This is a genomic window from Microbacterium saperdae, from assembly GCF_006716345.1.
GTDB lineage: Bacteria > Actinomycetota > Actinomycetes > Actinomycetales > Microbacteriaceae > Microbacterium > Microbacterium saperdae.
This window is the reverse complement of sequence record NZ_VFOX01000001.1, coordinates 358,710-382,016: the sequence shown is the minus strand read 5'-3', so window position 1 is coordinate 382,016 and position 23,307 is coordinate 358,710. Positions and strand designations below refer to the sequence as shown.

Annotated in this window: 21 protein-coding genes; 10 read left to right on the top strand and 11 right to left on the bottom strand. The window is 67.7% G+C overall.

Features of this window, described 5'->3' with window-relative positions:
• Positions 1-4 precede the first annotated feature (4 nt).
• Positions 5-1,093, bottom strand: a complete 1,089-nt coding sequence (locus FB560_RS01685; protein ID WP_141870772.1) for an alkene reductase — start codon at positions 1,091-1,093, stop codon at positions 5-7.
• 36 nt (positions 1,094-1,129) lie between these two features.
• Complete coding sequence (locus FB560_RS01680) at positions 1,130-2,350, bottom strand: mandelate racemase/muconate lactonizing enzyme family protein (protein ID WP_170198018.1); 1,221 nt, start codon at positions 2,348-2,350, stop codon at positions 1,130-1,132.
• Positions 2,351-2,627: 277 nt separating this feature from the next.
• Here FB560_RS01680 and FB560_RS01675 point away from each other — a divergent pair, with 277 nt between their 5' ends.
• Positions 2,628-4,184, top strand: coding sequence for a hypothetical protein (locus FB560_RS01675; protein WP_141870770.1), 1,557 nt, complete (start codon positions 2,628-2,630; stop codon positions 4,182-4,184).
• Between the two features lie 27 nt (positions 4,185-4,211).
• Here FB560_RS01675 and FB560_RS01670 read toward each other — a convergent pair whose 3' ends face one another.
• Genes FB560_RS01670 through FB560_RS01645 form a run of 6 tightly spaced genes read right to left on the bottom strand, consistent with a single transcriptional unit; the run spans position 4,212 to position 8,945 of the window.
• The gene (locus tag FB560_RS01670) at positions 4,212-5,126 is read right to left on the bottom strand and encodes a phosphotriesterase family protein (RefSeq protein WP_170198017.1); all 915 of its coding nucleotides are present in this window, start codon (positions 5,124-5,126) and stop codon (positions 4,212-4,214) included.
• 55 nt (positions 5,127-5,181) lie between these two features.
• Complete coding sequence (locus tag FB560_RS01665; RefSeq protein ID WP_141870768.1) at positions 5,182-6,276, bottom strand: Gfo/Idh/MocA family protein; 1,095 nt, start codon at positions 6,274-6,276, stop codon at positions 5,182-5,184.
• A 59-nt stretch (positions 6,277-6,335) separates the two neighbouring features.
• Entirely contained in the window at positions 6,336-7,535 is a 1,200-nt protein-coding gene (locus tag FB560_RS01660) for a GDSL-type esterase/lipase family protein (RefSeq protein WP_141870767.1), read from the bottom strand.
• Entirely contained in the window at positions 7,532-8,299 is a 768-nt protein-coding gene (tatC, locus tag FB560_RS01655; RefSeq protein ID WP_141870766.1) for a twin-arginine translocase subunit TatC, read from the bottom strand. The genes FB560_RS01660 and tatC overlap by 4 nt, the downstream gene beginning before the upstream one ends.
• Before the next feature lie 52 nt (positions 8,300-8,351).
• Entirely contained in the window at positions 8,352-8,615 is a 264-nt protein-coding gene (gene tatA, locus FB560_RS01650) for a Sec-independent protein translocase subunit TatA (RefSeq protein ID WP_141870765.1), read from the bottom strand.
• Between the two features lie 3 nt (positions 8,616-8,618).
• Positions 8,619-8,945, bottom strand: coding sequence for a Sec-independent protein translocase family protein (locus FB560_RS01645; RefSeq protein ID WP_141870764.1), 327 nt, complete (start codon positions 8,943-8,945; stop codon positions 8,619-8,621).
• Between the two features lie 122 nt (positions 8,946-9,067).
• Here FB560_RS01645 and FB560_RS01640 point away from each other — a divergent pair, with 122 nt between their 5' ends.
• Together FB560_RS01640 and FB560_RS01635 are read left to right on the top strand one after the other, a co-directional pair.
• Entirely contained in the window at positions 9,068-9,859 is a 792-nt protein-coding gene (locus FB560_RS01640; protein ID WP_141870763.1) for an MBL fold metallo-hydrolase, read from the top strand.
• A 74-nt stretch (positions 9,860-9,933) separates the two neighbouring features.
• Positions 9,934-10,752 carry an IclR family transcriptional regulator gene (locus tag FB560_RS01635; RefSeq protein WP_141870762.1) on the top strand — a complete coding sequence of 273 codons (819 nt, stop codon included), beginning with the start codon at positions 9,934-9,936 and terminating at the stop codon, positions 10,750-10,752.
• Positions 10,753-10,791: 39 nt separating this feature from the next.
• Here the strand turns inward: FB560_RS01635 and FB560_RS01630 are convergent, their stop codons facing one another.
• From FB560_RS01630 to FB560_RS01620, 3 genes are read right to left on the bottom strand one after another with little or no spacing between them, the layout of a single operon-like run.
• A complete protein-coding gene (locus FB560_RS01630; protein ID WP_141870761.1) occupies positions 10,792-11,163 on the bottom strand; it encodes a RidA family protein in 372 nt (123 codons plus the stop codon).
• Positions 11,160-12,374 carry an aminotransferase class V-fold PLP-dependent enzyme gene (locus tag FB560_RS01625; RefSeq protein WP_141870760.1) on the bottom strand — a complete coding sequence of 405 codons (1,215 nt, stop codon included), beginning with the start codon at positions 12,372-12,374 and terminating at the stop codon, positions 11,160-11,162. The genes FB560_RS01630 and FB560_RS01625 overlap by 4 nt, the downstream gene beginning before the upstream one ends.
• Positions 12,375-12,385: 11 nt before the next feature.
• Positions 12,386-13,525, bottom strand: a complete 1,140-nt coding sequence (locus FB560_RS01620) for an amidohydrolase/deacetylase family metallohydrolase (protein WP_141870759.1) — start codon at positions 13,523-13,525, stop codon at positions 12,386-12,388.
• 219 nt (positions 13,526-13,744) lie between these two features.
• On the opposite strand from FB560_RS01620, the gene FB560_RS01615 reads away from it, so the two are divergent.
• From FB560_RS01615 to FB560_RS01585, 7 genes are all read left to right on the top strand, one after another.
• A complete protein-coding gene (locus tag FB560_RS01615; protein ID WP_141870758.1) occupies positions 13,745-14,770 on the top strand; it encodes a zinc-dependent alcohol dehydrogenase in 1,026 nt (341 codons plus the stop codon).
• Positions 14,771-14,847: 77 nt separating this feature from the next.
• Complete coding sequence (locus FB560_RS01610; RefSeq protein ID WP_141870757.1) at positions 14,848-17,892, top strand: FlgD immunoglobulin-like domain containing protein; 3,045 nt, start codon at positions 14,848-14,850, stop codon at positions 17,890-17,892.
• A 31-nt stretch (positions 17,893-17,923) separates the two neighbouring features.
• Entirely contained in the window at positions 17,924-19,183 is a 1,260-nt protein-coding gene (locus FB560_RS01605; RefSeq protein WP_141870756.1) for a mandelate racemase/muconate lactonizing enzyme family protein, read from the top strand.
• Positions 19,184-19,200: 17 nt separating this feature from the next.
• The gene (locus FB560_RS01600) at positions 19,201-19,950 is read left to right on the top strand and encodes an NAD-dependent epimerase/dehydratase family protein (RefSeq protein ID WP_170198016.1); all 750 of its coding nucleotides are present in this window, start codon (positions 19,201-19,203) and stop codon (positions 19,948-19,950) included.
• A gap of 182 nt (positions 19,951-20,132) precedes the next feature.
• Entirely contained in the window at positions 20,133-21,407 is a 1,275-nt protein-coding gene (locus FB560_RS01595; RefSeq protein ID WP_170198015.1) for an ABC transporter substrate-binding protein, read from the top strand.
• The gene (locus FB560_RS01590) at positions 21,404-22,396 is read left to right on the top strand and encodes a carbohydrate ABC transporter permease (RefSeq protein ID WP_229673427.1); all 993 of its coding nucleotides are present in this window, start codon (positions 21,404-21,406) and stop codon (positions 22,394-22,396) included. The genes FB560_RS01595 and FB560_RS01590 overlap by 4 nt, the downstream gene beginning before the upstream one ends.
• The gene (locus tag FB560_RS01585; protein ID WP_141870753.1) at positions 22,393-23,307 is read left to right on the top strand and encodes a carbohydrate ABC transporter permease; all 915 of its coding nucleotides are present in this window, start codon (positions 22,393-22,395) and stop codon (positions 23,305-23,307) included. Before FB560_RS01590 ends, FB560_RS01585 begins: the two co-directional genes overlap by 4 nt.

Genomic DNA, 23,307 nt, shown 5'->3' with positions numbered 1-23,307 from the left:
GCGGTCAGGCGCCCGCGCGCACCGTCTCCAGGAACGGGTAGTCCGTGTACCCCTCGGCAGTGAAGCCGTAGAACAGCTCGGGGCGGGGCTCGTTGAGCTCCGCGTCCTGCACCCAGCGCTCGACCAGGTCGGGGTTCGCGATGACCGGACGCCCGGCGGCGACCGCATCCGCCCAGCCGTCGGCGACCAGCGCCTCGGCGGCGACGCGCGTGGTGGGCACGCCGAAGCCGGTGTTGACGATCAGGGGTGCGCCGGCGGTGCGGCGGATGTGCTGCACGAGCTCGCTGGTCGGCGCGGCCTGGAGCACGTCGACGAACGCGAGACCGAGCGGGGCGAGTCCCTCGGCGACCGCGGTGTAGGTCGCGCGGACGTCCGCGTCATCCTCCTCCAGCACCCCCTGGATGTTGTGCTGCGGCGAGAGACGGATGCCGGTGCGATCCGCCCCCACGGCCTCGGCGACCGCCGTGGCGACCTCGATCGCGAAGCGCGCGCGGTTCTCCGGCGATCCGCCGTACTGATCGTCGCGGATGTTCGACACCGGCGACAGGAACTCGTGCACGAGGTAGCCGTTCGCACCGTGCACCTCGACGCCGTCGAGCCCGGCGGCGATCGCGTTGCGCGCGGCCTGCGTGAACTGCGCGACCACGGCGGGGATCTCCTCGGCGCTGAGGGCGTGCGCCACCGGCAGGTCGGCCTTGCCCTCGGGCGTGCGGGTCTGCCCCGGCGCCGCGAGCGCGCTCGGTGCGACGACCCGAGGCTCCCCGGAGATCGCCGGGTGCCCCACGCGTCCGCCGTGCATGAGCTGCATCACGATCGTGCCGCCGGCCTCGTGCACGGCATCCGCGATGCGGCGCCATCCCTCGATCTGCGCAGGCGTGACGATCCCGGGCTGTCCCGGGTACGACTTGCCCTCGGCCGCCGGCCAGGTGCCCTCGGTGATGATGAGGCCCACGCCGGCCCGCTGCCGGTAGTACTCGACCATCACATCGGTCGGCACACCGTCGGCGTCGGCACGCGTGCGGGTCAGCGGCGCCATGACGACGCGGTTGGACAGCTGCAGGGCGCCGAAGACGGCGGGCTCGTAAAGACTCACAGTGGGAGGTAAGGCGGGGATGGGGTGCGGTATTCCCTACTCCACCCACTGCGGATGCCGGCGCGCCCGCGCGTGAAGGGCGGCGAACTCCGCACTCCCGTCGTCGTCGGCGATGTCGAGCGAAGACCCAGGCGGCTGCACGGGCATCGTCGTCAGCTCGGTGAAGTCATCCCACAGCTGCTTGGCGCTCACGAAGCTCCGCGCACGACCGTCACCGTAGTCGACCGTGAGCAGGCGCCGCGGGGTGGGCACGACGAAACCGTCATCGACGCGGTAGCGCTCCAGCGCCTCCTCGTCGACCGAGACGCCGAGCCCCACGCCTTCCGGCACCTCGACGTGGCCTCCTGAGACACGCAGAGGCGTGTGCAGGAGGTCATCCGAATAGGTGTTCATCACGGTCACGGCGGGGAGGCGGGCCGCTGGCAGCACCGCATTGAGCGCGGCGGTGAACGCCGTCGTGATCCCCGTTCCACAGACCTGCAGGAACACATCCTTGTGCAGCTGGTCGGCCGCATCGGCCCGCTTCAGCATGCTCGTCACGCCGGGCGGGCTGATGACAAAGGCATCCACGGCGTCGTCGCGCACCCACACCGGGAACAGCGTCGGATCGAAGTGCTCGGCGAGCAGCGTGGGCACGGCGTCATGGATGCGCCGCTGCCCTGCCACGTCATCACGCCGGATCGGGCTCTCGAACAGCCCGACCTTCCGCAGGGGCGCGATCTCGGCGAGCACGGGGATCGCGTGCGCGGCATCGAGGAGCATCGAGTTCCAGTCGATGTCGACACGGAACTCCGGGGGCGTGGAGCTGTCGACCGCCGCCAGCTGTTCGCGCACATCGAACCAGGGTCGGGCCTTGATCTTCTGGGCGAGGTAGCCGGCCTCCACCGATCGCGACGCCTCCTGCGCCAGCAGCTCCGCCGGCATCTTGGTGTTCCACCACGCGAGGGGAGTGCGATCCCGCAGCTGCGGACGCGCGAAGAGCCGGTGCACCGGTACGCCGAACGACTGCCCGGCGGCGTCGTAGAGCGCCATCTGCAGCGAGAGCCCGAGACGATCGTCTGCGGCGTGGTCGAGGGGGAACTCCCCCACCACGCTCTCGATCGCCTCGGCGGTCGTGCAGAACTCGGCGTAGCAGGAGAGCGCCTCGCCGAAGCCGACGACCTCCGGGTCCTCGGTGCGCACGCGCACGATCTCGAGCAGCTCCCACTGGGCGTTGTTGAGGCTGTTCCAGCGCGCGACGGCGGTGGCGAACGGCACTCGCACCAGGAACCGCTCGACGGCGGTGATGCGAGGGGCGATCCGAGACCGCCCCGGCGGGTTCGATGCAGCGCCGACAGCGGGAGGGGTATTGATATATGAACTAGCGTTCGCAACCATGATTCACGATCATTGCATCCGTCGAGGAGCGCGTCAACAGAGTTGCGCAGAAAGGGCCCCTTGACAGCGAGTCGAATAGTCGCCACGCTGAGCGTCACCATACAGGAAACGTGGTTCATATTCGTGAACCATGTTGATCTCATCAAAGGGAGTCATCATGACAGGAATAGGACGACGTGCTTTTCTCGGCGCCGGGGGCGTCACGCTCGCGACGGCGGTCGCCGGCCTCGCTGCCCACCCGGCGAGCGCTGCGACGGCGCAGCGCCCGACCGCAGGGGCGGGGGCACACTCCGCTTTCCGCTCGACCCGCGCGGCGCGGCGCGCGCCACGCAACTCCGGCCAGCGCAAGCTGATCGAGGCCGGTTGGGACATGCCGGGCGCGGTCTTCGTCCGCGACAACATCGCCACGATGCAGCTCACGCAGTTCGACGGCGTCGTGTTCAACCTGATGGAGAATCCCGGGACGAAGTACGTCCAGGCATTCGACGTCTTCGGCCCCCAGCAGGTGCTGACCCTCGCCGACATGAAGATCGACGTGCTCGAGGCGATCGAATGGGGAACCTTCACCGACAACTTCATCTACGCGTACGCGTACGCGCAGGAGGCCGGTGGCATCGACTGGTTCGATGACGCGATCTGGAACAACTCCGCAGCCAAGATCGCACTCCTCGGACAGGCTCTCTCCGCGTCCGGCGCGAAGGGCATCGCCCTGGATCCGGAGGATTACGGCGCCGACACCTGGATCTATTCGTCCGCACAGTTCCCCGGAAAGACCTACGCACAGGTCTGCGCACAGGTGCGCCTCCGCGGCGCCCAGTTCATGACGGCGCTGCAGACCGCGAAGCCCGATGTGATCGTGCTGTTCTACTTCCTCGGGGTCATGCTGCGCTATCAGTCCGAGAACTACGAGGGTCACGAGTACGACTCCCCCTACGCGACCTTCCCCGCGTTCGTCGGAGGCATGTTGTCGACCATGGCGGACACGGTCACGATCGTCGACGGCAGTGAGGACGACTACTACCACGACGAAACGACGCAGTTCCTGCGGAGCCGGCAGTACCAGGAGGGCGCCTGGTACCTGCTCCCCGCGACCGAGCACGAGGCGTACGGCCGCATCGAGATGGGCTCGACTGTCTACGTCGACAACACGCTCGGCCACGCGCGAGCCGGGATCGCATCGAAGTACGCGTACTACTCGTCCCTCACGGCGACGGATGTGCAGAAGTGGTACGAGCACAACGTCTACCACTCGATGCTGAAGAGCGATCGGTACACCTGGATCTACAGCGAAGCGATGACCTGGTGGAATCCGGCAGCCCCGTTCCCCGGCGCCTATGACGGACTGGTGAACGCGAAGGCGAAGTTCAACGCGGGGAATCGGCTCGGGTACGACCTGTGCCGCTACTCGGGCTTCCTCGACCTCGCCGTCAAGCCGGTCGCCGTCTCGAGTGCCGTCCTGTCTCTCTCCGGCCCGGCGCACGGCGCGATCAAGGCCGAAGGAGACGTCGTGATCCTGAACGCCTCCCTCGCCGCCCCGGCGGACGTGCACTCCTACGTCGTCTACGACAACGGCAGGGAGATCGAGACCTCCCTGTACGCCCCGCACCGCACCGCGATCACTCTGAGCAAGGGCGCCCACACGTTCGTCGCCCGAGCCTTCCTCGCCGACACGACGCACGTCACGTCGAACCTGCTGACCGTCGTCGCGAACTGAGCGGCGTGGCGGTGGCGCGCAGCGACGTCACCGCCGCGTGAGGACCCGCGCGATGTTCTGGGTCGTGGCACCGAGGATGTGCTCCTCGCTGATGCCGGCCGCCCGCATCTTGGGGACGAAGTCCCGGATGAGCCAGTCGTAGCCGCGCCCTCCGTAGGACCGCAGCGCCGAGCGCTGCGCGATGTCGGTGCCGAGCACGATGCGGTCCGCGTGCCCGTTCGCGATGAGGGCGTCCAGACTGCGCAGCCGCACACTGTCGTCGGGATATCCGTCGTTCTCGTAGCCGACGTTGTCGATGCTGAGGTAGACGCCCCTGTCGGCGATCCGGAGCAGATGATCCGTGTCCTCGCGGTCGCCGAGGTGGCTGATGACGATGCGATCCGGGGAGACGCCGACCTCTTCGAGCAGGTCGATCTGCTCGAGCGCGAGTTCACCGAAGTGCGTCGTGTGGGTGATGATCGCGGATCCGGTCGCGATGCTCGCCAGCGCCGCCGCACGGAACACGCGCTCCTCCGCGGGCGAGATGACGCCGCGCTCGGTGCCGATCTCGCCGATGAATCCCGCCACGACGTCCGTGTCATCGAATCCGGTCGTCAAGTGCCGCACGAGCACGTCGGCGAGCTGCGTCGACGTCTTCTCCCCGACCTCGCGACCCCAGACCCGTTCGCGATACCAGCCGCAGCCGAGGACGATGTTGACATCCGTCGCCTCCGAGATCCGACGCAGCGCGTCGGGACGCGGCGTGATGCCCGTGGTGGTGCAGTCGACCAGGGTGCCGCCGCCTGCCTCCTTGAACCAGCGCAGTTCCTGCGCAGCCACGTTCTCATCGTCGAAGATCACGTCGTAGCTGTTGATCAGATCGAAGTAGTCCCACAGGATGTGCTCGTGGCTGTGCGTGATGCCGAGCACCTCCGGGGCGAGCGGTCCTGTGACGGATGTCACTGTTCCTGAAGTCATCGGATGCCTTTCTGTCTCGATCCCGAGAGGATCGTGTCGTTCACCAGCCGGAGGCCGGAAGACCATGACGGTCGACGACGACGGGAACACGCGTGCGCATGCTCTCCGCGATCGCTTCCGTCGTCGCGACGACCAGCGCCCCGAGGCGACCGCTCGCTCCCGCAGGCACCTCGCCACCTCTGGCCACCTCGATGAGAGCCCTGGTCGGGGACTCCGGCCGATTCGCCGCCTCGTCCTCCGACAGCCGGATGACCTCGGCGCGCGCTCCGTCGATACGGAGGGTTCGCTCGGCGAAATCGAGAAGCAGCTCTCCGGCTGAGCCGACGAGCGCGAGCTGCCACCCGACGCCCGGGGACCGTGCGCTCGTGCTCGCGCACGAGATCGCGACGCCGGCGCCGTCTGCGAGCTCGCCGGCGACCGCGAGATGCAGATCGAGCGGGTCCGCGTTCCGACCCGGCGTCGCGAACACGCGATCGAGCGACTGCCCCGTCAACCAGCTGAGCATGCCGAGTCCATGGCTGAGCGTCGTGGTGAGCGCCCCGCCTCCGGAGACGGCGGGGTCGCGATACGTCGACTGCTCGCTGCGGATGCCGCCCTGCTGCCAGTCCAGCTCGGCGGTGCCGGTGAGCAGTTCGCGCACGTTCGCGTGCAGCCGCACCTCGACGTGCTCGATCGATCCGATCCGATCCGCGTCGAGCGCCTGCTTGGCCCGTGCGAACAGCGCCGAGAACGGCCATCCGAATCCGACGAGAAGGCCGCGCTCCGCCGCGACGGATGCCTCGAGCATCGCCTGAGCGCCGGCGCTGGTGAGCGCCATCGGCTTCTCGCAGAGCGTGTGCGCCCCCGATCGGAGCGCCGCGACGACCTGCTCCTCGTGCGCGTTCGGCGGGCTGCTCACCACGATGGCGTCGAGGCCGGCATCCGTCACGTCGCGCCAGTCCGTGGTGGTCTGCGCGACGGAGAAGAGCGAGCCGATGCGCTCCGCCGTGTCCCGCTCCCTGCTCGAGATGATGACGATCTCGACATCATCGGCAGCGGCGAGCGCGGGCAGATGCACAGCGGTGGACCAGGAGCCCGCACCGATGACTCCGACTCGCATCCGCGACAACAGGACCTCCGAAGATTGGGGGATCACAGGTTCAAGTATGTGAGCCAAGGTTCAAGTATGAATCTTGGCGTCTTTTCCCCTCTCCGTCAAGCACTCTGCCGGCGGGAAGCGAAGGCCCCGGCCAGGGCGGGGCGAGCACCGACCGCCTCCACGAAGCGGCGCGCCATGATGTCGAACCCGCCCTGATCCGGATGGAGCCCGTCGTAGAGGCGCGTCGCGTCCTCGATCCCGAGCAACTCCCTTCCGTCGAGCAGGTGCAGTTCCCCGTCGACGACTGCGCGCGCACGGACCGCTTCGCCGATGATGCGCCGGGTCTCTTCGAGCGTGAGTTCGTCCTCCCGCGGGGGCACGCTGACGGTGCCGGTCAAGGTCCCCTCCGGCGACCAGACCGTGGGACCCGGAGTGTGTTCGTGCATCGGGCAGATGATCGCGCTGATCACGACGATCGGAGTGTCGGGATGGCCCTCTCGGATGCGGTCGAGGAAGCCGTGCAACGCAGGCCCGAGGGTGCGGGCCGTCAGCGCTGACGCATTGACGATGTTGATCCCCACCTTCAGCGTGATCACCTCCGCAGCGGCGTCGGAGATCGCCCGCGCGACGAAGGGATCGAGCATCGCGTTTCCCGCGAAGGCGAAGGAGTGCAGATCGACCCCGAGTGCGTGTGCGGCGAGCGCCGGCCACCCGCTCAGCGGATCGACGGCCTCGTTGCACTGGCTGATCGAACTGCCGTAGTGGATCCAGCGGGGTGCGCCGGATGCCGGCGCAGGATGCAGAGGCGCGTCGGCCTCGATCCCCCGCAGCTCCACCTGCGCATTGTGCGGCAGCCAGATCTCCACCACCCGGCCGCCGCTCGGGGCCTCGTCGTCGAGCACGAGATCCACGGCCTGTCGCCCGCCACGCACCAGCGACAGCGAGCCGTCATCCGCTTCCACCCACAGGTCGACCTGCGCGATATCCCCCCTCGCGACGACCCTGCGTGCACGACCGGAGCCGGTCGTCGCCAGCCACGGTGACGTCCGCCGGGCCACGACCTCCACATCCGCTTCCGCGTCCGGCACGTGGTGCGCGATGCGAGCGTCCACCCTGATGCGTGAGGCGGCCGTCGACACCCGCAGGCGAACCCCCACGGGGCAGCGCACCATGCGGGCGAGCGAGACGTTCGGGAACTGCGCGTGCGCCCGACGCGGGAGGCGGAGCGGAGTGATCGCGCCCTCGGCGTGCTCCACGTCGACCATTCCGACGAGAAACCTCTCGAGGGCCGCACCCTCGATCCGAACGGTGGTCATCCGGGCAGTCCTTCCGCGGCGAGCAGGACCCCCGCTTCGCGCGCTCGGCGCTTCGCGGCCCGCCGATCGTGCAGGTACGCCACTCCGTAGGCCGCGAAGTACAGCGCGATCATCGGCACGGCCAGCACGACCATCGACACGACGTCGGCGGCCGGCGTCGCGAACGCCGTGAAGATCACGATCACGAGGATCGCCCAGCGCCAGCCTCGGATGATGCTGGACGCCGCGAGCACCCCTACGGCGTTCAGCAGCACGAGGAACACGGGGAGGACGAAGGCGACCCCGACGGCGATCGTGAGCTTCAGCACGAAGTCGTAGTAGGTTGCCGCATCGAGGAAGTTCCCCGCCGCCTCGGGCGTGAACCCGAGCATGAGCACGACGATGTGCGGCAGCACGTACCACCCGGCGAAGCAGCCGAGGAGGAAGAGCGGGAGGGCCGCACTGACGAAGCCGGCGGCGACGCCGATCTCCTTGCGCGTGAGCGCGGGCACGAGATAGGCCCAGATCTGATAGAGCCAGACCGGACTCGCGACGACGATCCCCACGGTCAGCGCGATCTTCATCCGCAGGTCGAAGGCGCTCGTCACATTCGTGAAGTTGAGGAAGGCGCGCCCCTGCCCCTCCTCGATGGCGCGCACGGGCGCGCTCATCACGATGATGAGGAACTCCGAGAGGAAGAACCCGACGACCACTCCGATGAGCACGGCGATGGCCGAGATGAAGAGCCGCCTGCGCAGTTCGACCAGGTGTCCGCCGATCGACATACGCCTTTCACGGACCCGCGCCCGCCGCACACCGCCCACGTGTCGGGCCTGTTCAGGCGTCGTGGGTCTGGCGCGACGGCTCGGAGCGCAACGGAGGCGCCGCGTCGACGACAGCCGGGAGGACGGGGGCGACGTCGTCGAGCCCGGCGGCCGGCGCTTCGTTCTCCTCCTTCATCGACTTCACCTCGCTCTTGAACACCCGCATCGACTGACCGACGCTCTGCGCGAGACGAGGCAGCTTCGCCGCGCCGAAGAGCAACAGCACGACGGCGAGGAGGATGAGCAGATGCCAGCCAGAGAAGGCGTTTCCGAACATGATCTAGGACTCCGGTTCTGTGAGTTGTGCGGGGACCGCCGTCGTCTTCGACGATGCGGGGGTGGTCGGACGAGGCGAGTCGTCGAGGAGCGCGTCCTGGATGATGCGCCTCGGGTCGTACTGCCGGGGATCGAGCTTCTGCCAGTCGACGTCGTCGAACTCCGGTCCGACCTCGTCGCGGAGGCGATCACGCGCCCCTCCGGCCAACTCCTTGAGCCCTTTCACCATGCGCGCGAGCCCTGCGGCCGCGGCGGGGAGACGTTCCGGACCGAGGAGGAACGCAGCGAGAACCGCGATCACGGTGAACTTCTCGATCGTCAGTCCGAACATGAGTTCACACTAGTGGACGTAGGGCGGAAATGCGAGGGAATGATGTAAGGTTGGTTCAGATATGTGATCAACGTTCGCCCGAGCCTCGGGTGGCGGCGAGCACTCAGCATCTTCGGAGGCCCATGTTCGACATCCGGTCCTTTCGTGTCGGCACACTTCCCGCACCGCGCTGGGAGGTTCTCTTCGGAGAGAACGACACGACGCTCGTCCCCTTGGACTTCTCGGTGTGGCTGCTGCGCTCCGCCGACCACATCGGCATCATCGACACCGGCCTTCCCCTCGACCCCGCAGATCGCGCCGCGCTCGACCGCGCGAATCAGGGAGTGCACCCGGAGGCGATCTTCCAGGAACCGCGCACGCTCGCGGACGCCTACGCCGCATTCGGCATCACGCCGGACGAGGTCGACTTCGCTCTCGTCACCCAGGCCGTGACCTATTCGACCGGCGGCCTGGACCGGGACCTTCTCCCCCGCGCGGAGGTGTACATCGCCCGCGCCGGGGTGCTCGAGTTCCTCGACGGCGCACCCGGCCACCCCGCTCCGGAGTTCTACTTCACGGCGGACGCGTGGGCGGCGCTGCGCACATTCGGCATCGAAGGGCGTCTGCATCTGGTCGACGAGCGCGCGGAGGTGGTGCCCGGTGTCGTCTTCGAGGCGACCGGTGGACACCACCCCGGTTCGGCGGGGGTCATCGTGCAGACCGAGATCGGATCGGTCGGTATCCTCGAGACCGCGTTCACCCAGGAGAACCTGGACCAGCGGCGACCGATCGGCATCGCCGAGGATGCCGCCACCTGTCGCCGCGTCATCGACCGCTATCTTGCCGAATGCGACCTCGTCATCCCGATCCATGAGACAGGTCTGAGCGGAACCATGCAGAATGTAGTCCACACGCTGTCCGGGGGCACGCCGTGACCCCATCCGTCACCCGGCATCCCGCCGACCATCGACCCGGCGCCTCGGCGCAATCCCGCACTGAAGGAGGCCCCGTGCCGAACACCGACGTCAGCACGACAGACGCTCTTCTCCCGTCGAGCAGCGCTCAGCCGCCCACCGGCAGCTCCATCAAATCCGCCGAGCGCGTGATGGACCTGTTGGACCTGCTGTCCCAGCACGAGGACGGGCAGAGCTTCGGTGCGATCCGCGAAGCCCTCAGCCTGCCCAAGAGCAGCCTGCACGGCCTGCTCCAGGTCATGACGTACCGCGGGTATCTCGACCTGGATCCCGACGACAAGGTCTATCGGATCGGCGTGCGGGCGTGGCAGGTCGGGCGCGGCTTCGTGCTTCCCGACCACCTCGCCGCGGCCGGGAAGGTGTTCCTCCGGGAGGCAAGGGACCAGCTCAACGAGACGATCCAGATGGCGGTCCTCGACGGGATCGAGAACGTGTACATCGCGAAGGAGGATTCGGATCAGCCCCTCCGCCTCTTCTCCGAGGTCGGGAAGCGACTGCCCGCCTACACCACCGGCCTCGGGAAGGTGCTGCTCTCCGCCCTGCCGGAGGAGGAGGTCATCCGCCGGTTCACCGGGGTGCGGATGCGCAAGTACACGGACCAGACGATCAGCTCGCTCCCCGAGCTCCTGCAGGTGCTCGAGACCGCACGTGAGCGCGGGTACTCGGAAGACACCGGAGAGTACACCGAGGGCCTGTACTGCGTCGCCGTCCCGGTGCTGAACTCGAGCGGTGGGGTCGTCGCGGCCATCAGCTGCTCGATCCCGTCCGCCCGCGTCGTCGACGTCGCCGCGCTGCGCGACGAGGTGCTGCTGACGCTGCGGTCGGCGGCGGCGGGGATGACCCGCTCGCTCTGAGACCGCGCTGACGGCGCCGTTCTTCGCGGCGCCGTCTGCTCACACGACGGCGAGCGCGTCGATCTCGACGTGCATGCCCGCGGGGAGCGTCACGTACACCGTGGTGCGCGCGGGATACGGAGCACCGAGGAACTCGGTGTAGACCTCGTTCATCGTGGCGAACTGCGACGGGTCGGTCAGGTAGATGCGCATGTGCAGCACGTGCTCGAACCCGGCTCCGGAGGCGCGGAGCGCGTCGCGGACGTGCGCGAGGGCGAGGCGCGTCTGCTCGGCGACGCCATCGGGCAGCGAGCCGTCCGGAAGGAATCCGGCCTGGCCGGAGCTGGCGACGAACGAGCCGATGCGGGCGCTCTGCGAGTAGGGTCCGGCCGGGGGCGGGACCGCGGCGGAGGAACCGGCGATCCGAGTCATGCCGAGGCTCCGTCCGCTGTCGCACTCTCGGCGCCGAGGCGATCGAGTGTCCGTGTGAAGGCCTCCGCGAACCGTGCTCCGTCACCGGGGAGCAGCGCGAGCGGATTCACCGTGAGGACGCCCCGCCAGGCATGATCCTCCCCGACCGCGATCGCGGGGTCTCCGGTGGCCAGCGCCCGGATCACGGTGTCGATGTCGACTCCCGTCCGGCTCAGATCGAGGTGCAGGACAGGCACGTCGAGCGACTCCTCGAAACCGCGCGTCACCGTGGTCGACGCCTGCGCGCCGAGCTGCTCCTGCAGGATGTCGAGTTCGGCGAGCCCGGCGCGATCGTCCTCGCCCGGCGCGTTGACGTAACGGTCTACGGCCGTGACGAGGCCGGCGATCTGTTCGCGTCCGACCTTCATCGAGCGTCCGATCCCGTGCCGCGGCGGCGCCGACGGCGCCCAGGGCTCGGGAGAGTCGGCATGCTCTCCACTCATCCAGGTCTGCTCACGCTCATCCATGTCCTGATGATGGAGCGCGACGGCGGCGATCAGCTCGGGGCGCCCGCAGAGGATGCCGGTGGCCTGCGGTGCGCGGAACTTCTTGCCGCCGCTGACGGCGACGAGGTCTGCGCCATCGGCGAAGAACTGCTGGAGTCGCTCGATCGGCGGCACCCGCAGCGCGCCGTCGACGATCACCGGGACACCGTGCGCGTGCGCGATCTCGGAGATCGTGCGCAGGGTGAGGAGATTGCCGGGCGCGCCGGGTCGCACCAGGACCGCTGCGGTGCGCTCGTCGATGGCGCGCTCGAGCTCGCTGGTGTGCGTGGTGTGCGGATAGCCGATCTCGACCAGCTCCGCCCCCGCAGCCGTGACCGCGTGGTCATAGGGATCGCGCTGCGCCCGCTGGATGATGACGCGATTCGGCATGCCCGTGGTGTTCGGGAGGGCATCGACCCTGGCACTGTCGGAGCCGGTGAGGGCGACGGCGGTGCCGAGCGTGAGAGCCGCCGCCGCACCCGAGGTGACATAGCAGGCCGGCACCCCGAGGAGTGAGGAGAGTCGTCGTCCCGCTGCTGCCTGCAGCGCGCTGATGCGCACCGTCACGCTCATCGCCTCGCGCATGGCCGCCCACACGGGCTCCGACACCGGCAGCCCGCCCAGACGGGTCGCCGGCCCGACCCCGTTGATGACCGTCTTGACGCCGAGATCGTCGTAGATGCTCATGAATGCTCCTGTCAGTGCCCGGAGGCGTCGGCCGGGAAGACCACGCTGCCGCGACGGATGGTGAGTGCCGGCACGAGCTGCTGCGTACCGGTGAAGGCATGACCGTGGCCGTCGGCGAACTCGACATCGCCGTCGACCAGTCGGAATGCCGCGACATCGGCCACGGATCCGGGCGCGAGCGAGCCGACGCCGCGTTCCCGCACCCCGACGACTGCTGCCGGCGTACTCGTGGCTGCGGTGATCACGGACTCCAGCGTCATTCCCAGCGCGAGCATCTTCGACATCGCCGCGGGCAATCCGGGAATGGTGTCGATCGAGTAGTGATGCACGTCGGAGCTGATCACGTGGGGAAGGAGCCCCGCGTCGATCATGGTGCGGGCGACGGTCGCGTCGAACCCGCTCCCCCCGTGCCCGACGTCGAAGACGACTCCGCGTTCATGGGCGCGGCGGACCGAGGGGCGCGGCGCCGTATCGGCCACCTTGTTTCCGGAGAAGCCGGTGAAGCAGTGGGTGAGGATGTCGCCGGGCGCCAGCCGATCGAGGATCTGGTCGACGGTCGCCGGCGCGGGGCCGAGGTGCACCATCAAGGGCAGGGAGGTCGCGTCCGCCACCTCTCTGGCCCGCCGCAGGGCCTCGACGGCGTTGTCGGCCCCGACATCGGCCGAGGCGCGGACCTTGATCCCGACGAGGTGCTCACGATGCCGCTCCACCGCGGCGATCGCTGCCGCCGTGTCGCAGTAGTCGAGCGTCTGCAGCTCACCCCGCAGCCGGAAGCTCGTGATGCCGATACTGGCGATGTTCAGGAACGCGACGATACGCGTCGCCGCCGGCATGATGGTCGTGGTCTCGAACGCGGCGAAGAGATGCGCCCCCGCACTTCCCGCATCGACCATCGTCGTCACACCCGTGCGAGCTCCGAGCTCGTCGGGCTCGACCCCGGCATCCTGCCCGCGGAAGATGTGCGTGTGCAGGTCGACGAGGCCGGGAACCACGAGGAGTCCCGAGGCATCGATCGCGACGACGTCGGCATCCGCGTGCGACTCGACGATGAGACCGTCGGCGATGCGCACGCTGCCGTGATCCCGCCAGCCGCGCTCCGCGTCGTGGACGCGACCGTTCTCGATGAGGATCGGCGCGGCGTTCGTGGACATGTGGCTCCAGAGAGACGGGGGCGATGGGGCATCCGTCTCGGTCGACGAAGTTGAGGAAACGCTAGCAGAACTTCGTCTACATGAAACATGATTCGACTATGTGAACCAATTTCATCGGAATCTCGTCGAGACGCGTGCATTTTCGCCCGCCGGGCCGCTAGGCTTCGGGCAGTTCATAAAGCTGTCTTGCTGTTCACATACATGAAAGAAGAAGTGCTCGTGAAAGCTCTCGTGTACCACGGCCCGAATCGACTGACGGTCGAGAACCGTCCCGATCCGATCGCCGGCCCCGGCGAGGTGCTGGTCGAGGTCATCGCGACCGGCATCTGCGGCTCCGACCTGCACGGCTACACGGGCGAGAACGGCCGGCGCATGCCGGGACAGATCATGGGTCACGAGACGGTCGGCCGCATCGCCGCGCTCGGTGCCGACGCCGACGAGCACCTGTCCCTCGGCGATCTCGTCACGATCGACCCCGTCCTCAGCTGCGGCGAATGCGCCGTCTGCCTCGACCCCGGAGAGCAGCTCTGCCCCCGACGTCGTGTGATCGGCGTTGATCCGCTGATCATCGCTGCCTTCGCCGAGCAGATCGCCGTCCCCGCGCGCAACGTCGTGGTCCTTCCCCCGGACATGCCCGCCGACCTCGGGGCGCTCGTCGAGCCGCTCGCGGTCGGCTTCCGCGCGGCCACCCGAGGCGGCGTCGGACCCGCGAGCGCCGTCCTCGTGATCGGCGGGGGCCCCATCGGGCAGGCCGCCGCTCTCGCAGCTCGCCGCCTGGGCGCTCGAGTGGTCGTGTCCGAGATCTCCGCGGCACGTGCCACCTTGGTCACCCAGCTCGGCTTCCCCGTGCTGAATCCCGCGGATGTCGACCTCGCCACGGCGGTCGAGGCGGAGCTGGGTCGCCGACCGGATGTCGTGATCGACGCCGTCGCGCTGAGCTCGACGCTCACTCAGGCTCTCCAGGTCTCGGCGGTGGGCGCGAGCATCGTGCTGCTCGGCATGGGCTCTCCCCAGCTCGACCTCGACGCCTATCGGGTGAGCACGGAGGAGCGCACGGTCATCGGGAGCTTCTGCTACACCGCCGCACAGTTCCGGAGCACCGCCGAATGGGTCGCGGCCAACGCCGCCGCCCTGGAACCGCTGATCGACGACTCCGTCCTCCTCGCCGACGCGCCCCGTGCCTTCGCCGACCTCGCGGACGGAACCAGCAACGCCTCCAAGATCCTGGTCCGCCTCGGGAGCTGACCCGAGAGAGAATCCCCGCCCTGAAGCTCTTCGCAAGGCATCCGTCATCCGCCTCTCGTCCGTCTGGAGAACAACGAATGAAGCACTCCTGGTTTGCGATCGTCGCCGTCACGGGCATCGTCCTCGGCATCCTGAGCATCCCGACCACCGTCGCCCCTGTGGCCGCGAATGCCGAGAGCGCGGATGTGCAGGACGACGCCTTCACGCTCCACGGCGGCGCGGCACGCGTCACCGACACGACGGCATCCGATGATTCGGTGGCCCGCGTCGCGAACACCGGGCTCGGCTGGAACATCCAGTACCGTCGGGCGGACTTCAGCGCACTCGTCACGGATCAGCCGTATGAGGTGTCGTTCCGGGTCAAGGTGGAGCACGCCGTCGCCTCCCCGTCCGGTGACGCGTTCAGCGTCGGGGCCTACGACGGGACAGCAGGGCAGCATCTGCTGCCGAACCGCACGATCTCCGCCGCGAGCACCGCCGACGACACCTGGGCGGAGTACAGCATCGGGATCTACGTACCGACCGCCTCCGCCAACACCATCTCCTTCTACGTGGCGAGCGGAGACAACGCCTCCCAGATCTCCACGGTGTCCGTGGACAGCCTCAGCTTCACCCCGTACAAGCCGTATGTCATCGAAGATGACGACTTCGTCCTCTACAACGGGGTGCAGCGACAGCACGAGCCGACGGCAGCCGATGGCAGCGTCGCCCGCCTCGAGAACGGCTCCACGCCGTCGTGGGACGTGCAGGCGGACGTGGATGGCGACGCGATCGATGCCGACACCGCGTACACCGTGACCGCCGCCATCCGGATGGAGCGCACCGACTACCTGGGTTCATCGGGCGAGATGTTCACGATGGGCGTCTACGACGCGACCGCCGGGGTGCATCTCATCCCTCCGCACACGTTCGAGAGCCCGCGCGACGATGAGAACGCCAAGTACAACTTCGTCTGGACAGTCGCGCTCCCCTCCTCCGTGGAGCTCGACCCCACGCACGTCAACCGCGTGTTCTTCGCGAAGGTCGACAACGCCGCCGAGTACCCCGCGGTCCTGGTGGATCAGGTCACGCTCAGTCGAGCCGCGACATCCGACGCCCTGCCGCAACAGGTGAGCGCCTATCCGTATCAGATCAGCGCCGGCAGCTCCGCGGGCATCAACGACGGGACGACCATCTCGTTCTCCGTGCCCGGCACCCAGACCACCACCGTGCGCATCCTGGACGGGTCGAACAACGTGGTGCGCACGCTCCTCACCGACGCCGCGGTGACCGAAGCCGGCTCCGCCTACTGGGACGGCGAAGATGGTGCGGGCGCGCCGGTCGGAGCCGGCACGTACACCGCGCGAGTGAGCTACGGCTCGACGACGCGCGACGTGAGCTTCCGCTCCGTCCAAGGTGTGACGCTGGCCACCGCTCCCGACCTGCACCCCGAGGAGGAGTTCCCGCTCGGCGTCTGGTACGAGGGTGCGATCATCCCGAAGAACGTCACGGATGCCACGGCCTACACCGACACGACATTCGCGGACATCGCCGCTTCCGGAGCGAACGACGTCATCATCAGCAACTTCGACGTCACGCGGCCGGCCGTCACCTCGGCGATCCTGGATCAAGCCGCCGAACACGGGCTCACCGTCGTGGTCAACCCGCGCTGGTGGGACGTCATCTACAGCGACCCGATGAACAGCGACGAGTTCGCGATGCAGGCGCGTGTGCAGGCGATCGTCGACCAGCTGAAGCCGAAGAGCGCGTTCGGCGGCTACCTCTTGTACGACGAACCTCCTCACGCGAACGACAAGCTGCGGGAGACCATCGGCAAGTTGAAGAAGCTCGTGGAGACCGCCGACCCCGATCACGCCGTCATGGTCGATCTCAGCGGCGTGCACAGCGCCGACAAGTACTTCTCCGAGCTCGGGCTGCAGGCGATGACCTCCGACCCGTACGGGGCCCTGTGGGGCAAGCCCGCCGGCGACTACACGGATCTCGGATACCCGGGCATCGACTACGAGGTGCTGCTCGACTTCCTCCACCTCCAGACCAAGAAGGACATCTCCAGCTCCGCCCCCTTCTGGACGATCCTGCAGGCCTTCGAACAGCCGGGGTGGTACCGCGACCCGAGCGATGCCGAGATCCGATCGATGACCTATGAGGCGATCGGCCACGGGGCAAAGGGGTTCCACTACTTCATGTATCAGGCGACGAACGCGTGGAACGGCATGATCGACCCCGACGGCAACCACACCGCCCGGTACGACATCATCGAGCAGATGTTCGCGGAGCTCTCCGAGCTCCGGCCCGTCATCCAGAGCATGACCCGCGTGGCCAATATCGCGACCGCATCCGGAGGCGGAGGCGGTGACGGCGCCTATGCCTCGGCGGATGTCACCACGCATGTGGACCATGAGACCGGCGATCTCTATCTCGTCGTCGTGAACCACGACGTCGAGGATGCGGCCGACGTGACCATCACGATCGATGCCGACGCCGTCGGCGCGCCGATCAGCTCCGTGTCCGATGCGGCGAGCGGGACCGCGGTGACCGCCGTGCGCAGCGGTTCGCAACTGGTGATCGCCGACCTCCCCTTCGCTCCGGGAGAAGGACGCATCGTGAAGCTCTCGACCTCCGCGCCGGATCTCGTCGGCGAGGATGCGGACTTCACCGTGACCGGCACCGCCACCACCGAGGCGGCAGACACGAGCGCCGGCGACGGATCGACCGCCCTCGAGCCCGTCGCCACGGGAGTCACCGCCCGCAACGTGCGGTGGAACTGGGATGCGCAGGATCTGGAGCCCGGGGCCTCCTACGACGTCTACGCAGACGTGAAGGTGCGCTTCGCCCACGACATCACGTACGACGCGAACGACTATCCGACGATCTTCCGCCCGTCCTCGCCCGCGCTCACCCTGGGCATCTACGACGGAACGGCCGGAGCCGCCGTGACGAGCCCTGTGTCGGTGACCGGATCCGCACTGGAGAACCAGCTGTGGCGCACCGTGAAGGTGGGCACCTTCATCCCCTCGCCGACAGCCGACGAGTACGTCTACGTCGCATCGACGGGGAACGCGGCCGACTACGCGACCATCCACGTCGACAGGTTCACGTTCGTGAAGACGCCGACTCCCTAGCAGACCCGCCCATTCACAGAGAGGAGTGCGCATGCAGCCCCGCATCGTCGACGTCGAGACCATCCCCATCCGGCTCCCCTTCGTCGCATCCATCGCGCCGTGGACCCAGTTGCACAATCACGAGTGGGAGTACCTCGAGGTCGTGAGGGTGCGCACGGATGATCCGGAGATCACCGGTTACGGCGAGACGCTCATCTACTACACCGGCGAGCCGGTGAGCGAGGAGTTCGCCGCCTTCGCGATCGGACGCACGCCGCTGGAGGTGCTGCACACGCCCGGAATCGGAACGCCCCTGCGGATGGCGCTGTTCGACGCGCTCGGCAAGGCGCTCGGAGTCCCCGTGAACGAGCTCTTCGGGCGGCCCGTGGTTCGCGATCGATGCCCGATCTCCTGGTGGAACACCAAGATGCCCCCGGAGGTGTTGGCCGAGCAGGCCGCCTCCGCGGTCGCCGGCGGATATCTGTCGCACAAGATCAAGGGACGCCCGTGGTTCGACATCCGCGAGCAGGTCGCGGCGATCTCCTCGGTCACCCCGGATGAGTACCGCATCGACGTGGACTGGAACTCCATGCTGGGCACCGCCGCCCAGGCGCTCCCCGTGCTGCAGGAGCTGCAGCACGAGGAGAAGATAGGCCTGTTCGAGAGCCCGCTCAACCGGACGGACACCGCCGGCCAGGCGCGCATCAGGGCCGCGATCTCGACGCCGCTCGTCGAGCACTTCGACATCGGACTGGCCCCGACCTGGCTCGCCCAGGACACCCTGGACGGGTTCGTCGTCAACGGGCAGGACCCCGCTGCGGCGTTCGCGCAGTCCGACACGGCCGCCGCGTTCCACAAGGACGTCTTCCTGCAGATGTGCGGTACCGCGATCACGACGGCGTGGGTCTCCCATGTGGGCTCGGTCGCGGAGTCGGCACGGCTGCCCGCCATCACGGCCATGAACATCTATCGCGATGATCTGCTCACCGACCCTCTGCAGATCCGCGGCGGCCATGTCACCGTGCCGGCCGGACCCGGCCTCGGCATCACGGTCGACGACGAGCTGCTCGAACGGCGCAGAGTCCCCCGGGGTTCCCGACCCGCGCCCGTCCGCCGGCTGCTCACCTTCGCGCTCGGCGACGGGAGGGAGCGGCAGTACGTCGATACGAACCAGCTCTGGCGCGACTGCACCACCAACGCGACGATGCCTGTGCAGGCGCCAGGGGCCGCCCTCACGATCCGCCTCGACGACGGCAGCGCCGACTTCGACGGACTCCATCGCCAGGCGTCACGACACCCCCTATGGAACTGAGAGACGGAGGAAATCACATGAAACTGCTGATCATCGGCGGCGGCGGACACCTCGGCCGCCTTGTCGGCCCCGCACTCGCGGAGAGCCATCGCGTGACGGTCGCCGACCGCATACCGGATCTGCGGCTGGAGTGGGCCACCACCATCGAGGTCGATGTGCTCGACCAGGACGCACTCACGCGCGCCGCGGAAGGCATGGATGCGATCGTCTACATGGCGATGGGCACCAAAGAGGGCTGGGACAGTCCGGCATGGGCACGCAGCCAGTTCGACGTCAACGTCACCGGCCTGTACAACGCCCTCCAGGCCGCTGCCCGCGCCGGCGTGCGCCGCGTGGTGATCGCGGGTTCGCTGTCGGTGTTCGACGCCTTCCTGTCCTCCACGGATGATGCGACACCGGATGCCGTCGACGCCTACGGCCTGTCGAAACGACTGGGCGAGGACGTGGCGCGCGCGGCCGCGAGGGAACACGGGTTGCATGTCACGATCCTCCGCCTCGTGCTGCCGATGGCCGACGACGTCTGGCAGTCGAGCTCGGAAGACAAGCACGCCACCGTGATGACCTCCGCCTCGGACACCGCCGCGGCGTTCGGAGCCGCGATCCTGCGCGATGAGCCGGGCTGCACGGCGATGACCATCACGGGAGACCACGAACGCCGTCACCTCGACTGGTCGCGGGCCGAGACTCTTCTCGACTGGCGACCGCTGTCGCGGAGGCCCCGCGCCGTCGTCGCATCCGTCGAGGCGTTTTCGCGCGTCGAAGATTGACACCGACCCAGGGCGTCGATACGATCGTCCAAATAGCTGACCCGAAGTTCTAATACGTGAACCAATCATCACCGCTGATGATCACCACTCGTCTTCATCCCCCATCGCATCACGCGTCACCTGAAGGTCGCACCCGGCGACAGTCAGCCACCACAGCACTGGCCACAACGAGGAGAGCCACCATGGCGAACACCACAGGACTTTTCACCCACCAGACGACACGTCGCACGTTCCTGAGCGGAACCGCAGCCGCTGCGGCGATGCTCGCGCTGTCCGCCTGCTCCCCCGGAGGGGGAGGCACGGGCGGAGCCGGCGGCGGGGGCACCGTGTCGCTGCTCGCGAACGACTCGGCCGACTGGGAGAAGCAGCTCCGCGACGTCATCGCCGCCTACCAGGGCAAGAACTCGTCGACCACGGTCAACCTGCTGAACATCGCCGACGGCGAGCAGTACAACACCAAGGTGAAGACGCAGGCGCTCGCGAAGACGCTGCCGGACATCTACTACGTCCGCACTCTCGAGCTCGCCGCGCACGCCGAGGCCGGATGGCTGCAGCCGCTGGACGGGTTCATCAAGGACACGAAGAACTCCGTCAACCGCGCCGACTTCTACCCGGCCGTCGAAGCCCAGTTCTCGGCCGGCGGCAAGCTCGTCGCACTCCCGGAGGACATGTCGGGGTACGGCATCTACGTCAACAAGACGATGTTCGACGAGCTCGGCATCCCGGTGCCGAACGGCGACTGGACGTGGGACGACTTCTACGAGATCTCCGAGGCGTTCACGCTCAAGGAAGGCGGGAAGCAGACCCGCTGGGGTGGCTTCGTCAACGGCAGCTCCTGGGGAATGCGCGGCGTCATGAAGGCGAACGGCGGCGAGGTGTTCTCCGAGGACGGCAGCAAGGCCATCGTCGACAACGACGCGAACATCGCGACCTTCGAGCAGATCAACGCGGCGATCAAGGCCGGCGCCGTGCCGAGCTCCGAGGGCCTGCCCACGGGTGTCGATCCGTTCGCCGGCGGCCTGGTCGCCATGTTCATGAACGGCTCCTGGTACGCCGCAGGCGCCAAGGAGGCGATCGCCGACAAGTTCGAGTGGGAGATCGTCGCTCTGCCCAAGGGATCCACCGGCAAGCGCGAGATCGCGACCGCAGGTGGCGGCTGGGGCCTGAGCCGCGACGCGAAGAATGTCGACGCCGCGTGGAAGTTCCTCGACTACCTCGGCTCCGAGCCGGTGCAGTCGACCATCCCGTACCTGCAGAGCGCCCTGGTCACCGCCCGCACCACGGACCCTGCGCGTGATCTCCTCTTCCCGGCCATCGGCGAGGATGCCGCGGCGATCAGCTACCCGCCGCTCTGGGCGAAGTACGAGATCGCCTACGGCAACCGCGTGGCCTCGCTGATGAACGGCGGAGACCCTCGCGAGACGCTCACCGCGATCCAGGAAGAGACCAACCGGTGACCGCTGCGCCGCCGCAGGTCTCGACCGCGGGACTCCCTCCGCAGCCGACTGCGGCGGCACAGGCGCGCCGTCCGTCCGGCGTGCGGAAGACCAGCCCCCATGCGCGTCGTGAGGCGCGGGCCGGGTTCCTCTGGATCCAGCCGTGGCTGATCGGCTTCCTGCTCTTCTCGGCGATCCCGATCGGCGTCGCGATCTACCTGTCGTTCACCGACTGGTCAGGAGGAGGTGCTCCGGTCTGGATCGGCTTCGACAACTACACCAAGATCTTCACCGACGATCCGCTGTTCTGGCAGTCCCTCAAGGTCACGTTCATCTTCGTGGCGCTGTATCTGCCGCTCAGTCTGATCCTCGGCCTCGGGATCGCCATGCTGATGAACCAGAAGTTCGTCGGCATGGGCGTCTTCCGCACGATCTACTACCTGCCGTCCGTGCTCTCCGGCGTCGCGGTCACGGTGCTCTGGGGCTTCGTCTTCCATCGTGATTTCGGCGTCATCAACGGCGTTCTGAATCTCGTCGGGATCCCGGGGATCCCCTGGCTCACGAGCCAGACCTGGGTCATCCCGGCGATCGTCATCATGCAGTTGTGGGCCGTGGGCTCGTCGATCATCATCTACCTCGGAGGGCTGCAGGGCATCCCCACGGAGCTCTACGAGGCCGCCGGTCTCGACGGAGCCGGCTGGTGGCGCACCTTCCGCGCGGTCACGTTGCCGATGATGTCGCCGGTGATCCTGCTGCAGCTCATCCTCGGACTGATCGGCACCTTCCAGATCTTCACCCAGGCGTTCGTGATGACGAAGGGTGGACCGGACTACGGCTCCTACTTCTTCTCGCTGTACATCTACGACACGGCGTTCAAGGACCTGCGTCTCGGCTACGCCTGCGCGCTGTCGATGGTGCTCTTCGCCATCATCCTGATCATCACGGCGATCTTCTACGGCACCTCCAGCCGCTGGGTCTTCTACGCCGCCGACCGAGGAAAGAACCGATGACCATCACCGAGAAGCCGCGTTCCTCGCCCGCGCCGCTCGCCGAGGAACCGCGCCGCAAGCAGCACGCCGCGCCCATGAGCCGCACCAGTCGACGTCGCATGATCATGGTCATCACCTACGCCGTGCTCGCGGTCGGCTGCGTGATGTACATGGTGCCGTTCTTCTGGATGCTGAGCACCAGCCTGAAGACGCCCGATCAGGTGTACGAGTACCCGATCAAGTGGTTCCCGAACCCGATCGACTGGGCGAACTTCGCGGACATCTTCACCGAGGCGCCGTTCCTGACCTACACCTGGAACACGATCGTGCTCACGGTCGTCGGCGTCGCCGGCAGCGTGATCAGCAGCGCCTGCGCCGCCTACGGATTCGCACGCTTCCGCTTCCGCTTCCGCGAGCCGCTGTTCTTCCTGATGCTGAGCACGATGATGGTGCCGATCTGGGTGACGGTGGTCCCGTCGTACATCATCTTCAGCAACATCGGCTGGATCGACACCTATCTCCCGATCCTGGTGCCGGCCTTCTTCGCGGCACCGTTCAACACCTTCCTGCTGCGTCAGTTCTTCCTGAACATCCCGCTGGAGCTCGACGAGGCTGCCCGCATCGACGGAGCAGGATCGGTCCGGATCTTCCTCACCATCATCCTGCCGCTCTCGAAGCCGGCCTTGATGATCGTCGGACTCTTCGCCTTCCTGCAGTACTGGAACGACTACCTCGGTCCGCTCATCTTCCTGCAGTCGCAGGACAAGTTCCCGCTCTCGCTCGGCATCAGCAACTTCGTCGGCGCGCAGAGCCAGAACTTCCCGCTCATGATGGCTGCGACGCTGTTCTCGATGTTGCCCTGCATCGCGTTGTTCGCCGTGGCGCAGAAGTGGTTCATCCAGGGCGTCGTCGTCACCGGCGTGAAGGGATAG